Below are 14,188 nucleotides of genomic sequence, written 5' to 3'. Positions count from 1 at the left end.
GCTAATATTCGGCATTAGCCAAGGCTTGCGCGTTAGGATGCGCGGATGACGCCGGAAGCGCCGCCGATCGCGCTGCACTGCGAGGGCCTGAGCAAGAGCTTTGGCGCCGCCACCGCCGTGGACGACGCGTCGTTCCACGTCAGGGCCGGGTCCATCCTGGCGCTGCTGGGTCCGAGCGGGTGCGGCAAGACGACGACGCTGCGCCTCATTGCGGGCCTGGATCGGCCCGACGCCGGAACGATCGTGCTGGGCGGCTCGGTCGTCCAGGGATCCGACGTGAGCGTGCCGCCGGAGCGCCGTCGGGTTGGCCTGGTCTTTCAGGACTATGCGTTGTTTCCCCACCTCGACGTGCAGGCGAATGTGGGGTTCGGCTTGTCGCGGCGGAACGGGCGCGCCGCCAGGGTTGCCGAGACTTTGGAGTTGGTTGGCCTATCGGCGCTGGCGTCACGCATGCCGCATGAGCTGTCCGGCGGGCAGCAGCAGCGCGTGGCCCTGGCCCGCGCGCTGGCGCCCAATCCGCGGGTGGTGCTGCTGGACGAGCCGTTCTCGAACCTCGACGCGGCGCTGCGCAACGACTTGCGGAATGACGTGCGCCGCGTGCTGCATGAGTCCGGCACGACCGCCGTGTTCGTGACCCATGATCAAGAGGAGGCCCTGAGCCTGGCCGACCGGGTGGCCGTGATGATTGACGGCCGCGTGCTGCAGGTCGCGCCCCCGCACGAAATCTATCGCCAGCCCGTCGGTCGAGCCGTGGCCGATTTCATCGGCCAGTTCAACGTGATCGAGGCCGCGGGCATCGGTCGCGCGGTGGTGTGCGACCTGGGCACCGTGACGATTCCCGAGCCCATGATTGGAACGGTCGACCTCTACGTGCGACCCGAGGCGCTGCAGATCTCCGAAGATCCCAGCGGCCAGGGCGTGATCGAATCGCGCCGCTTCTTTGGGCACGACCAGTTGGTGCGGGTGCGCTTTGACTCCGGACTGACGGTGGAATGCCGGGCCGGTCCGACATTCCTGCCCCCGCCGGGAACGCGCGCGCGGGTGCAGCTCGACGGCGACGTGCTGGCCTTCTTGCGCGCGGGCGTGGCGCCGCGACGACAACCCGGCGCGGCCTTCGCGCCGCCGGCCGTCCGCGGACGGCCGGCCTAGCTGTACTGACCACAGAGGTGTGAGACACGGCTGACGCGTCGGTGCCAGGCCGAGAGTCCGCGGTCGGGAGCGGCGTTGCGACCGAAGCGGTTCCTCCGCCCAGCACGCCGGGATCCGACGAGGCGATGGGCACTCGTGAAGCGGACAACAGCACCGCCGTCGGCAGCTGGGAGGGGATCACGACGGGCGGCACGCCGAGTCGAGTGGACTTGGCGAGCGAGAGCCTGACGGGGACTATTCCTGCGGGATTGGGCAGCCTGTTCGTGCTGACCACGCTCGACCTGAGCGGTAACCGGCTGACCGGGGATATTCCGGCGGAGCTGGGCTGGCTGACGAACCTGACCGAAGGCCAAGCCCCGGGCAAGTAACTGCCACGGTCGAATCGAAAGAGACCGTGCCGCCCTACTCGTACCGCAGCGCCTCGATCGGCCGCAGCCGCGCGGCGCGTTTGGGGGGTAGATGCCGAACACCAGGCCGATCGCCACCGATACCGCCAGCGCCAGGATCACCGGCTCGGGCGTCAGGTGGCCCTCCAAGGCCCGGCCGCCGATCCTCACGCCGCCCATATACGTCGCCGGCAGGCCGCCGATGACCGCCCCCGCAATGCCGCCGCCCAGGCTCACCAGCACGGCCTCGATCAGGAACTGCACCAGGATGTCCCGGCGGCCGGGGTGCCCAACGGTCCGAGAGGCATTCGCTGGCCGCTGCAGGCCGTTCGGGACTGCCACCCCTGTGACGGCCAACTAGTTGACGCCCGAGATGCTCCGGGGTGAACATGCAGCTTAGTTCAGACACGGATATAGATATGCGATCTTTGTCATTGATTGATGTGGAGTGAGTGCATGGCTTGCGTAGCGACCCAATGAGATCCCCTGTGCCCATATGTAGATCGCCGGAGTCCATGTGGCGGTTGTGGAAGGCCGTGTCGGGCATGATGACCGCACTCATCGTGTTGATTGGATGTGGTGAGGAGTCGTGGACATCGGCTCCGAAGGGATTAGACTCACTGCCTGGTATTGCTGTTGAAGGTCATACGGCCTGTGATCCAGATCTCGCGCATCCCATTCGCAACTGGCCGCAGCGGAATAGCGCGGTGCATTGGAACGCGATGGGATCGGAAATCTACTTCAGTTACTTCAGCCATGGACTTCCAGAAGCGGAATTGTACGCAGTCGCGGCGGACGGCTCACGGATGGTACGTATCGCTCGTGTGACGCCAGGGACGGATGGGGCGGGTTCGATCGCCTCCTTTGACCTATCTCGCGACGGCACAAAGATCGTTTATTCGACATGTGCGTATCGCGTGGTATCAGAGTTGGTCGATCGATACGTCGCGGCAGGTGGTGATGACAATGATCCAACTGCCGGCTATAGCCATGAACTTTCAGTGGTGAATGCCGAGGGCACTGGCGACGATCGTTTAACGGCATATAGGGGTGAAGATAACTACCCATCGTGGTCGCCCGATGGCGCGCATATTGCATTTCTATCGAGTCGACATAGCCGCGATCTGACTTACACGTGGCTTGTATCGCAATTGCGTCTCTACACGATGGCAAGGGATGGCTCGAGAGTGCGGCAGATCGATCCTGGGCCGCCCGTTCCGCCGGATGTGCTGATCCACGCCAGGCTTGGGACGGTGGCTCATCATCCTCCCCGCTGGTCGCCGGACGGCAAGCGCCTCGCCTACGTCGGCATCGAGGTGAAGGTTGAGTCGGAGGAGATGGGAACGGCAAGGCGGGCCGGATACGCCATTTACACGGTGGGCGCCGATGGCTCGGGCCGCGAGCGACTTACAGAAGCGATTAGTGGGCCGGCCTGGTCGCCGGACGGGGATCGGATAGCGTTTGCGAAGTTCGACGCTGGCCGCAGGGTCCTCTATACGATCGCAGCCGACGGATCGAATGCTCAGCCAGTGTCGATGATTCCGCTGCAGTCGGGTTCAGGTCCAGTGCACGATCCGGCGCCTCCCTGGATCGAGACGGTGGCGTGGTCGCCGGACGGTCGGAATCTGCTGTTCACATGCGGTGAGGCCGTATGCGTGGTGGCCGTTGATGGGACCTGGATTGGGAAGTCGCCAATCGAGATTCCCGGCGGGTCGGTAGCCGCCTGGTCGCCGGACGGCTCCCGAATCGCCGTCGCCAGTGTCGCGCGTCCTGGTGAGGGCATCGTCCTCTACAGCATGGCGCCGAGTGGCGAGGACGTTCGGGTTCTGGTGCGGCGTGATCCGGACGGCAGCGTCCGCTTGCGGGATGTCGCGCCGCCCAATGAGGTGAGCGAGTGCGCGGCTGGCACTGTCGTTCCAGACCCAGCTGCCCATCCTGGCTTAGTCCACGACTGCGCGGTGTTGCTTGCATTGAAGGGCGCGCTTTCGGGATCCAGGGAATTGAATTGGACGGCCAACCATTCTGTCGCCGATTGGGAAGGCGTGGTACTTGGAGGCGTGACGCGGCGTGTCGTCGAGTTGCACCTTGCCGGGATGGATTTGTCGGGCGAGATCCCACTCGGATTGAGTGAACTAAGTCAGCTGCGGGTTTTGGATTTGAGCGGCAATCAGTTGACTGGCCCAATCCCGGCGGAGATTAGTCAACTGACCAACCTGATCCATCTCGATCTGAGCGACAATCAACTCACGGGCGCCATCCCGCTTGAGTCGGGCCAGCGAGCCAAGTTGGAAGAGTTGCACGTCGGCGGCAATGAGCTGATCGGGTGCATCCCGGCAGCATCGCTGCGGGTGCCGGAGAACGATCTCGATAGCCTCGGGCTGCCGACGTGCGGGCCAGCCTGATGGGTATGCACGGCCGATCAAGCACGATGCGGTCCCAGGGCCGGCGTGAGGTGATAGCCGGAAGGCATTGCCCACGTTTCGCTTCACGCTTCTTGGCGTGGCGATTCTGCTGGCAGCGGCGGTCATCACCTCTTCGCGCTGACCACCCTCGACCTGAGCGGCAACCAGCTGACTGGAACCGATCCCGGCGGAGCTGGGCTGGCTGACGAACCTCATGGAGTTCCAAGCCCCGGACGAGTAACTGCCACGGTCGAATCGAAAGAGGCCGTGTCGCCCTACTCGTACCGCAGCGCCTCGATCGGCCGCAGCCGGGCGGCACGGTTGGCGGGGTAGATGCCGAACACCAGGCCGATGGCCACCGAGACGGCCAACGCCAGGATCACCGGCTCCGGCGTCAGGTGGCCTTCCAGCGCGCGACCGCCGATCCGCACGCCGCCCATGTACGTCGCCAGCAGACCGCCGATGACCGCCCCCGCAATGCCGCCGCCCAAGCTCACCAGCACGGCCTCGATCAGGAACTGCACCAGGATGTCGCGGCGGCGCGCGCCGATGGCCTTGCGGATGCCGATCTCGCGCGTTCGCTCGGTCACGGAGACGAGCATGATGTTCATGATGCCGATGCCGCCGACCAGCAGCGAGATGCCCGCAATCGCCCCCAGGAACAGCGTCAGCGTGCCCGTCACCTCGCCGAGCGCCTCGATGATGTCCTGTTGCGTCCGGATGGTGAAGTCGTCTTGGACCACGTCGTGCCGCAGCCGGAGCAGCGCGCTGACCTCGGTGGTGACCGCCTCGATCGTCGCCTCGTCCTCGTCGGCGAGCGTCACGCTGATCTCCGAGACGATGTCATCGCCGGCCAGCGTGCGCGACGGGCTGATGCGCGTCTGAAGCGTGGTCAGCGGCACCAGCGCCTGGTTGTCGCGGCTCTGGAACGTCGCCTGGCCCGACTCCTCCATGACAGCGATCACGGTGAAGGTCTGGTTGTTGAGACGCACCGTGGCGCCGATGGGGTTCTGGCCCGGAAACAGCTCGGTGGCGATCGTTTGCCCCAGGGCGATCACGCGGGCGCGTCGACTGAGGTCGTCGTCGCTGATGAAGCGACCGGCCTGCGGCTGGAAGGTGCGCACCTCGGCGTAGCTTGGCGTCACGCCGATGATCTGCGTCGTGAACGCATTGCCTCCCGCCACCAGCGATGCGTTCGTGTTGCGCGTCGGGGCGATGTCGACGATGCCCTGGATGGCCGCGTCGCGAATGGCCTCGGCGTCCTCGAAGGTCAGCGTCGGCGAGGTGGCGCTCACGTCCACGAACCTGCCGCCGGTCGCCGACTGCACGCCGGGGCTGATGAAGAGCAGGTTGGAACCCGTGCCGCGGATGTTCGCCTCGATGGACGCCTGCGCGCCCGCGCCCAGCGACATCAGCGCAATCACCGCCGCCACCCCGATCACCATGCCCAGCACCGTCAGGCTCGTGCGCAGCTTGTTGGCGGCCAGCGCCCGCAGGGCCAGGAGCACACCGTCCGCGAGACTCATACGCCGCTCTCCGCACAAGCGGTGAGGTCGTCGGTGGCGACCGTTCCGTCCACCATGCGAATCACCCGCTGCGTGCGCGCCGCCACGTCTGCCTCGTGCGTCACGATCAGCGTGGTGATGCGGCGCTCCTCATTCAGGAGGACCAGCAGCTCCATGATTTCGTTGGCCGTGGCCGTGTCGAGATTCCCCGTGGGCTCGTCGGCCAGCACCATGCTGGGGTTGCCCACCAGGGCGCGCGCAATTGCCACGCGCTGCTGCTGCCCGCCGGAGAGCTCCGACGGCTTGTGGTGCATGCGGTCCTCGAGCCCAACGACCGCCAACGCCTCTTCCGCGCGTTGTCGTCGTTGACGGTCGCGGGCGTAGAGCAATGGCATCTCAACCTGCTCCAGCGCCGACATTCGCGCCAGCAGATTGAACGATTGGAAGACGAAGCCAATCTTGCGGTTGCGAATGGCCGCCAGCGCGTCGTCCGACAGATCGCCGACCAACTCGCCGTCGAGGAAGTAGCTCCCCGCCGTGGGCGCATCCAGGCACCCCAGCAGATTGAGCAACGTCGACTTGCCGGAGCCCGAGTGGCCCATGATGGCGACCATTTCGCCTGTGCCGATGTCGAATGAGACGCCGCGCAGGGCGTGCACGTCGATCGAGCCCATGTGATAGGTCTTGGCGAGATCCTCGACGCGCACGACCGGCGTCGGATCGCCGTTCTCCTGCGAGATGCTGTCCACTAGCTGCCGCCTCCGCCGGGACCGCCGCCGCCAACACCGCGGAAGCCCCCGCCGCCGCCACCGAATTGCCCGGGCCTGAACTGACCCGGCGTGAAGCCGGCCGGCAGCTGCGGCAGCTGGAATCCGGCGATAGCCGCGCCGGTGAGGACCACGGCCTCGCCTTCGACCAGGCCCTCGGTCACCTCAACGAACAGCTCATCCTGCAGCCCGACCGTGACTGGCTGTTGCTGGATCACGCCGTCCGCGCCGAGCACGCTCACGAACGAGCGGGCCCCGACCGTCTGCACGGCCTGCCGTGGGATCGCCAGCGTGCCGGGTGACTCGGCCAGCACGATCGAGACATCGGCCGTCAGTCCGCTCAGCAGGCGAGGGTCGGGCGAGGTGAAGCCGATTTCGACCGGGTACGTCACGAGCCCCTGCGACGCTTCGCCTTGCTGACCGCGACGGATCACGGTGCCGGCGAAGACCGTGCCGCCAAGCGCCTCAAACTCGAGCCTCACCGACTGACCCAGCTTGACGAGCCCGATGTCGGATTCATCGACGTTCACGAGCACGTGAATCGACGCCGCCTCGGCCAGGGTCACGACGGTTGCCGGCGCCTGAAGTCCCACTTGCCCGTTCACATCCAGCACGACTCCGGCAAACGGCGCCACGATCAGCGCATCGGCCAGGTCCTCCTGGGCAGCTGTCAGTCGCCGCTCGGCGTCGGTCACCGCCAACTCGCTTTGCTCGACGTCCAGCGCGTCCGGCGGGGCCTGCGCGTCGGCCAGTGCCAGCGCGGCTCGGCGCACGGCGTTCTCGGCCCGGAGAATCTCCAGCGCGGACGGTCCCTCCTGCAGCTCCTCCAGCCGCGTTTTGGCGTCGGTGAGGGACAACTCGGACGCGCGAATGGCCTGTTCGGCCAGGCGGACATCCGTTGGGTCGGGTCCCTCGCGCAGCTCGTCCAGACGCAGCCTGGCCGCCTCGAGCGACAGTTGCGCCGACGTCAGGCCCGCTTGCTCGCGGAGCAGCTCGGCGGCGTCAGGGTCGGCGAGCAGATCCTGCAGGCGGGCCTCGGCGGCAGTGACGCCATGCGAGGCGACCGCGATGGCGCTCTCCTGCGCGTCTACGTCGTGGTCCGATGGTTCGGCGCGCAATTCACTCAATTCAGTCTCGGCGTCCGCCACGGCCTGCCGTGCTTCAGCCACCGCGGCTTCCTGTACCGCGATTTCGACCTCGCTCGGACCTTCGGTCAACTCGGCCAGTCGCTCGCGAGCCGATGCCAGCGCCGCTCGCGCGGTCGTCACGGCGGCGGCCTGGGTCGCGATCTCCGTGGCCGACGGTCCCTCGATCAGGTCGCGCTGGTCGTCCTCGGCATCGCGCAGCGCTCCCTCGGCCAGGGCAATGTTCGCTCGGGCCTCCGCGAGATCCGCTTCGGTCGGCGCTTCCTGGAGTTCTACCAGCCGACGCTGGGCGGCGGCGAGGCCACGCTCACCGGCCGCGATGGCTTCGTTGAGCGCTGCGTGGTCCGGTCCGGCCCGCGCTTCGCTGAGCTGGTGGGCGGCCGATTCGAGCCCGGCCTCGGCGGCCCGCACTCGGGCCGCGGCCGCCTCGATCTGATGCTCCGTCAACTCGTCGAATTGCGCCTCGCCGTGCGCCTCATAGGCCGAAATCAGCGTGGCCTGGGCGGACTCGTAGCTCGATTCGGCGCTGGCGATGATTTGGATTTGCTTGGTTGGCGCCTCGACGGCGTCTCGGCGGGCGCTATCGAGGGTGGCCTGCGCCGTGGCGATCTGGTCCCGGGCGTCCTGGAGTTGCGACTCCGTCGGCCCTTGCACCAGCGCGTCCAGCGCCGACTGGGCTTGCAGCAAGCCGGCCTGCGCGCTCTGCACGGCGTTCTCGGCGTCCGTGAGCTCCTCGGGCGTCGGATCGGCCGTCAGCGTCGCCAAGTCTTCCTCGGATTCGACGAGCGCGGTGCGGGCGGCCTCCACGCTCGCGGCGGCCTCGTTGATTTCGGCTTGTGTGGCGCCTGCCCGCAGGGTGGCCAGTTGGTCCTCGGCTTCGGCGAGGGCCGCGCGCGCCGATCGGATCCTGAGCTCCGCATTGGCCACGTCGCTCGTGCTCGGGTCTTCCAGCAATGTGTCCAGCGCGTCCTTGGCGCCGGCGAGGCTCGAACGAGCGGATTCGATCGCGCCTTGGGCGTCGGCCATCGCAGCGACCGAAGGCTCGTCCAGCAGCGCCTGCAATCCCAGCTCCGCGCTTGCGAGGCTGGCTTGCGCCGAGGCGATCGCGCCTTCGGCTTCAATCAGATCCAGAGCCGAAGGTCCGGCCTGGAGGTCCTCCAGGTCCTTGGCCGCACGGTCATGGCTCATCTGCGCCGAGATCACCGCCGCTTCGGCGGCCGCGACATCCGATGCGCTGACTGGGGCTCGCAGGTCGTCGAGCGACGCCTGTGCCTCCTGCACGTCCAGCTCGGCGCGCTCGACATCTGCGTCGTCGGCGGGCCGGAGCAGCTTGGCGAGCTGCAGTTCGGCTTGCTGCAGGGACGACGCGGCGTCGTCCACGGCTCGCTCGAGATCGACGACGTCTAGCTGGGCCAGTACGGTCCCCGCGGGCACCAACTGCCCCGCCTCCACATTCAGTGCCTGCAAGGTGCCGGACTGCCCAAATCCCAGCCCGACCGTGTTGCCGAACTCCACGTTGCCGATCACGGCGAGCGTGCTGACCAGGTCCCGACGCTCGACGCTGGCGGTTATCGGCGGCGCCTCCTCTTCGGCCTGAAAGACCTCGAGCCGAATGATGAGGAAGGCGGCCACGCCTCCCGCCACGGCCATGACGAGCAGCGCCACGATGGCCCTGCGAAGCAGACTTGACATGATGGGCCTCAGGCTGGCGGCCGCACGTGCACCGCGACCACGGCAAATCTAGGCTTGAGCCTGTCGTCATTCGGTTGACCGGCTGTGCAGATTTCGTGGATTTTGGCCCGCAGGACAGGCGCCACAATCGCGAGAACCCTGTAGGGAGCGAATCCATGGAAACCCGACGACTCGGCCGCACGGAACACATGAGCTCCGTGGTCACGTTTGGCGCCTTCGCGGTTGGGCGCGGGGTCGATCAGGCGGAGGCCGACGCCGCCGTCGATCTCATCCTCAGCCGCGGCGTCAATCACATCGACGTGGCGCCCAGCTACGGCCAGGCCATGGAACGCCTGGCGCCCTCGATGCCGGCCATTCGCCAACAGGTGTTTCTGGGCGCCAAGACCGCCGAGCGCGTCTACAAGGACGCCTGGGAGAGCATCCGCTCCTGCCAGCGGCGTCTGGGTGTCGAGGCGTTCGACCTCTTCCAGCTCCACAGCGTCAGCACATTCGAGGACCTGGACGCGGCGACGGCTGCTGACGGCGCGCTGCGGGCGCTCATCGAGATGCGGGAGCAGGGGCTCACGCGCTTCCTCGGCATCACCGGGCACGGGCCCAACGCGCCGCGCGTCCACCTGGAAGCGTTGCGGCGGTTCGACTTCGACACGATCATGTTTCCGCTATCGCCGGCGATCTATCGCAATGCGGCCTACCGCCGCGACGCCGAGGCGCTCCTGGTGGATGCTGCCGCGCGTGACGTTGGCGTCCAGACCATCAAGATGCTGGCCCGCGGCGGCTGGGGCGGCCGCGAGCGCGAGCTCAACGTCTGGTACGACCCGCACCGCGAGCAGCCGGACATCGACCGCTCGCTCTGGTTCGTGCTCTCCCAGCCCGTGCACACCGCCCCAAGCACCGGCGACCTGCGCCTCTTGCCGCAGATCCTGGACGCTGCGGAGCGATTCTGTCCGCTAACCGAAGCCGAGCAGGCCGAGGCCATCGCCGCGCAGCGCCCACCCCTTCCCGAGCCGAGACTCGCCATCGACGCCGCGGCCTAGTTCCCCTCCACCGCGGGCGGGGTGAGGTCGGCTTCGCTGTCGTCGGTGGCGTACATGATCGCCTCGATGGCCTCGCGCAGCGCCTCGCCGGTTGGCAGCGCGGGCGCGCCTTCGGGGCGTTCAGCCGCCGCGGCATTGGACTCGATGGTCTCCACGATTTCGTCAATGGCGGCGTCCACGTCCTGTCCCGCCACGAACAGCAGCGAGGCGAACGACTGGCCTCCGGCGCGTGCTTCGCGCACCTCGGCGGCGTCGCGTCCGGTGCGCTCGGCGACGACATTGATGATCGCCTGGCCCATGCCGACGAACTGCCTGGCTCCACTCGGCGCGACCGGCGCCTCCCCGTCGATCAGCGCATCGACGGCATTACGCAGCGGGGCGCGCGGATCGAATCCGCCGGCAGCCCCGCCGCCAGCAAATCCGCCACCGCCAAACCCGCCGCCACCGGCCCCGGCGCCACCAGGACGAGCGCCGGCGGCCCGACCAGCCGGTCCGCCTTGAAAGCCGGCCAGGATCTGGTCCACGGCATCGTCAACGATCGACTCACGGTCGACCCCCTCAGCCTCGATGATCTCGGCCAGGGTCATGCCTGACTCCTGGAGCGCCTGCACCTCGTCCACGGACTTCTCGGCGGCCTCAGCCACCGCGGCAGTCACGGCGTCGGCCAGCCCCGCACCGCCGAACCGGCCGCCAAAAGCACCCGCGCCGCCCGGACGAGCGCCGGGACCGCCGCCCGCTGCCGGTCGCTCAACCGCGCCCGCCGACTGAGCCGCAGGACTTGCCGTCGGGGAAGTAGCACTCGCCGCGCTGCGCGGGGCGGCCGTCGGTTCGACCGTGGCCGCTGCCATTGGAGTGGCGCGAGTCACGCCACCGGTCGCTTCACTCAAGTCACCGCACGCGGCCACCATGAGGCCGGTGAGAGCAGCCGCGACCGCTATCGCGCCAGCCCGGCCCATCCATCCCGGACGCATTGCGAGTCCCATTCCAGGCATTTCGCCCGAGTTTCGGCATACCGGGTCGAGATGCCGTCCACCCAATTTGCAGATTCGATGCAGACTGCCGCAGTAGGTCCGTACCGCTGCTTCGGAGAGGCTCGGACTCGGCGTAGCTGCCAGTGCTGCAAAGTCTGTCGCGACGCGGGACTCACAGAGTTCGTCGTTCCCGCGAAGGCGGGAATCCACCTGTGGTAGTCAACCGACGCATGCGGCGTGCACGCTGGCCTCGGGAACCCGTGCGGCGCCCAGGCGCCAGCGAGTCCTCAAATGGGCCCCCTGCGCAGTTGCGTCGCCACGCGCCGTCCATCTACCGTTCCGAGGGCTGGCTTACGCCTCGATGGTCAGGAGTGCTCCGTGGCGGTGATGCGCGGGCGGTTTGCGGTCGTCGAGGCGCTGCGCGCCGAGGGCGTCAAGTACGTCTTCGGCAATCCGGGCACCACCGAGAGCCCGCTGATGGATGCGCTGGAACGCGCGCCCGACCTCAAGTACATCCTGGCCGCCCAGGAAGGCGTCGCCATGGGCATGGCGGACGGCTATGCCCGGGCCTCGGGGGAGGTCCCGTTCGTCAACCTGCACATCGACACCGGTCTATCCAATGGCCTGAGCCTGCTCTTCAACGCCTACGCCGGCGGAACGCCGCTGGTGCTCTCGTCGGTGAATGCCAGTCTGGCCAAGATGGCCGACTACCGCACTGACCTGGCGGGGCTCACCGGGCAGTTCACCAAGTGGGGCGCCGAGGTCACGCATGCGGACCAGATTCCTTCGGTCATGCGGCGCGCCTTCGCCGAGGCCCGGACGCCGCCCACGGGCCCCACTTTCGTCGGCTTCGCGCCGGAGTCGCTCGATAGCGAAGCCGAAATTTCAATTGCGCCTCGCACCGACACCTTCGTGCGGGCGGGTCCCGATCCCCGCGCCGTCGAGGCCGCCGCGGCGGCCCTTGCCGAAGCTCAGCGCCCCCTTATGGTCGTCGGCGACCGCGTGGCCCAGTTTGACGCCGTCGAAGCCGCCGTCGCCGTGGCGGAGCGTCTGGGCGCGCGCGTCTACGGTGCCGGATACGCCGAAATGACGTTCCCCACGGGCCATCCGCAATGGATCGGGCAGCTGCCGCCCTACGCCCGGCTCTATCCGGAACCGCTGCGCGTGGCGGACGTGGTGTTCGCGGTGGGCTGCAAGGTCTTTCACGACTTCTTCGACCTGCCGACGGACGTGCTCGCGCCCGACGCCACCCTCATCCACCTGGACTGCAACGCCAGCGAGATCAACCGGTCCCAGCCCACCGACCTGGGCATCCTGTGCGATCCGCGCGCGGGCCTGGAGGCGCTGGCCGAGGCGCTTGACGCGGCCTTTGATTCCGCGCGAGTTGATGCCGCCCGCGACCGTGCCGAAGGCATCGGATCCGAGACGGCGGCCAAGCGCGCCGCCTCGCAAGCGGCCCTGCGGAAGTGCCGCTCGAGCCGCCCCATGGCCCCGCTGCGCATGATGCACGAGCTGGCGCGGGCGGCCCCCGACGACACCGTGATCGTCGACGACTCGATCAGCGCGCGTCCGATTCTCCACGAGGCCTTCGAGTTCAGCCGCCGCGGCAGCATGCACTCTGAGCGCGCCGGCGGCGCCATCGGCTGGGGCATGGGCGCCGCGCTCGGCGTCAAGCTCGCCGAGCCGGACCGGCCGGTGCTGGGCATCATCGGCGACGGCAGCGCCATGCTTTCGGCCCAGGCGCTTTGGACGGCCAGCGCGTACCAGATCCCCGCGGTCTACGCCATCTGCAACAACGGCGGCTACCGCGTGCTCAAGGTGAACCTGCACGCCTATTTCGAGGAAGTGCTGGGCGAGCCGGACCGCCCGACGAGCTATCTCGGGATGGACCTGCCGCAAGAATTCAACCTGGGCGCCATCGCCTCGGCGATGGGCGTGGCGTCCGAGCGGATCGAGGACCCGGAGCGCATCGGCCCGGCATTCCAGCGCGCGCTCGACTCCGGCAAGCCGGCGCTGCTGGACGTCATCATCGACGGCGCGTTGTAGCCGCCTCCACGTCCGGCGCCAGCACCACCTTGCCGATGGTTTCCCGCGCTTCGATCATGCGGTGCGCCTCCGCGGCCTGCTCCAGCGGCAGCACGGCCGCCACCACGGGTCGCAGCGCGCCCGCCGCGGCCAGCCGCAGCAGGTCTTCCATGATGTCGGGAGCGTGCGCCTCGGCGTTGCTCGCCCCGCCCCAGCCAATCAGCCTAATGTTCTTGGTCCAGAAGGGATAGAAGTCCACGGTCCCCACGCCGCTGAAGCTGTTGGACCCGAAGCTCACCATGCGCCCGCCCTCGGCCAGGCACTCCAGGCTGCGGGTGAACACGTCGCCACCGACCGACTCCCACACCACGTCGACGCCGCGCCCGTCCGTGGCCGCCAGCACCGCCCGTACGAAGTCCTCCGCGCGGTAGTCGATCACCACATCGGCGCCCAACTCGTACACCAGCGCCACCTTGGCCGCTCCGCCCGCCGTGGCGATCACCCGCGCGCCGAACGCCTTGGCCAGTTGCACCGCCAGGACGCCGGTTCCACCTGCCGCGGCATGAATCAGCACCGTCTCACCGGCTGACAAACCGGCGGCCACGCGCAGCGTGTGATAGGCCACTGGCGCGTAGTTGAACGCGGCGGCCTCGGCCGGCGTGAACCCCTCGGGCGCCGCCGTCGGTCCGACCGCGCCCTCGACGCTGGGTCTCAAGGCCGATGCGTCCACCAGGCCGTACTCGACGTACGAGCCCGGACGCAAGCCGCTGACGAGATGCCGTGACCCGAGCGCCACGTCCTGCGCCTCCGACCCAACCGCTACCGCCTCACCACACACCGTCCCGCCGCGCACGTAGGGCGGGGCCGTGAGGCCATAGCCGGGCTCCCGCGCCGAGCCGATGCGCCCGCTGCCGCCCCGCCGTATGTGCAGTTGGACATAGTCGACCGACACCGCCAGCACGCGCAGCAGCACCTCGGTCGGTCCCGGCTGCGGGACGGGCAGTTGGGCGGGCACGAGTACGTCCGGTGCACCGAACTCGTGATGCACCACCGCGCGCATCCGGTTGGCCAACGGCACGGCCACTACCTACGGATTGGCCACGCGTCGGCGG

Annotated in this window: 10 protein-coding genes; 5 read left to right on the top strand and 5 right to left on the bottom strand. The window is 68.2% G+C overall.

Annotated elements, in window-relative coordinates; genetic code table 11:
• Positions 1–45: 45 nt before the first annotated feature.
• The 3 genes from OXG79_11140 (at position 46) to OXG79_11130 (ending at position 3,937) form a co-directional block, all read left to right on the top strand.
• Entirely contained in the window at positions 46–1,149 is a 1,104-nt protein-coding gene (locus OXG79_11140; protein MCY3784327.1) for an ABC transporter ATP-binding protein, read from the top strand.
• 125 nt (positions 1,150–1,274) lie between these two features.
• On the top strand, positions 1,275–1,517 hold the full coding sequence (locus OXG79_11135) for a hypothetical protein (protein MCY3784326.1): 243 nt from the start codon (positions 1,275–1,277) through the stop codon (positions 1,515–1,517).
• A gap of 563 nt (positions 1,518–2,080) precedes the next feature.
• On the top strand, positions 2,081–3,937 hold the full coding sequence (locus OXG79_11130) for a hypothetical protein (protein ID MCY3784325.1): 1,857 nt from the start codon (positions 2,081–2,083) through the stop codon (positions 3,935–3,937).
• Positions 3,938–4,212: 275 nt separating this feature from the next.
• On the opposite strand, the gene OXG79_11125 is transcribed toward OXG79_11130, so the two are convergent.
• The 3 genes from OXG79_11125 to OXG79_11115 all read right to left on the bottom strand — a co-directional run bounded on the left by OXG79_11125 (position 4,213) and on the right by OXG79_11115 (position 9,046).
• Positions 4,213–5,463, bottom strand: coding sequence for an ABC transporter permease (locus OXG79_11125; protein MCY3784324.1), 1,251 nt, complete (start codon positions 5,461–5,463; stop codon positions 4,213–4,215).
• A complete protein-coding gene (locus tag OXG79_11120) occupies positions 5,460–6,116 on the bottom strand; it encodes an ABC transporter ATP-binding protein (protein MCY3784323.1) in 657 nt (218 codons plus the stop codon). Before OXG79_11120 ends, OXG79_11125 begins: the two co-directional genes overlap by 4 nt.
• A 74-nt stretch (positions 6,117–6,190) precedes the next feature.
• Positions 6,191–9,046 carry an efflux RND transporter periplasmic adaptor subunit gene (locus OXG79_11115; protein ID MCY3784322.1) on the bottom strand — a complete coding sequence of 952 codons (2,856 nt, stop codon included), beginning with the start codon at positions 9,044–9,046 and terminating at the stop codon, positions 6,191–6,193.
• A gap of 155 nt (positions 9,047–9,201) precedes the next feature.
• Here OXG79_11115 and OXG79_11110 point away from each other — a divergent pair, with 155 nt between their 5' ends.
• A complete protein-coding gene (locus OXG79_11110; protein MCY3784321.1) occupies positions 9,202–10,080 on the top strand; it encodes an aldo/keto reductase in 879 nt (292 codons plus the stop codon).
• On the opposite strand, the gene OXG79_11105 is transcribed toward OXG79_11110, so the two are convergent.
• Positions 10,077–10,736, bottom strand: a complete 660-nt coding sequence (locus OXG79_11105) for a hypothetical protein (GenBank protein MCY3784320.1) — start codon at positions 10,734–10,736, stop codon at positions 10,077–10,079. The two genes, OXG79_11110 and OXG79_11105, sit on opposite strands and share 4 nt — an antisense overlap.
• Positions 10,737–11,438: 702 nt before the next feature.
• Here OXG79_11105 and OXG79_11100 point away from each other — a divergent pair.
• Positions 11,439–13,097: a thiamine pyrophosphate-binding protein gene (locus tag OXG79_11100; GenBank protein ID MCY3784319.1), complete on the top strand. Its 1,659-nt coding sequence runs from the start codon at positions 11,439–11,441 to the stop codon at positions 13,095–13,097.
• Here the strand turns inward: OXG79_11100 and OXG79_11095 are convergent.
• Positions 13,078–14,154, bottom strand: coding sequence for a zinc-binding dehydrogenase (locus OXG79_11095; protein ID MCY3784318.1), 1,077 nt, complete (start codon positions 14,152–14,154; stop codon positions 13,078–13,080). The genes OXG79_11100 and OXG79_11095 overlap by 20 nt on opposite strands.
• Between the last annotated feature and the right edge of the window lie 34 nt (positions 14,155–14,188).

It is taken from the genome of Chloroflexota bacterium, assembly GCA_026706485.1.
Taxonomy (GTDB): Bacteria; Chloroflexota; UBA11872; order UBA11872; family UBA11872; genus JAJECS01.
Note: the sequence above shows the minus strand (reverse complement) of the source record. Positions and strands in the feature narration are given on the sequence as shown.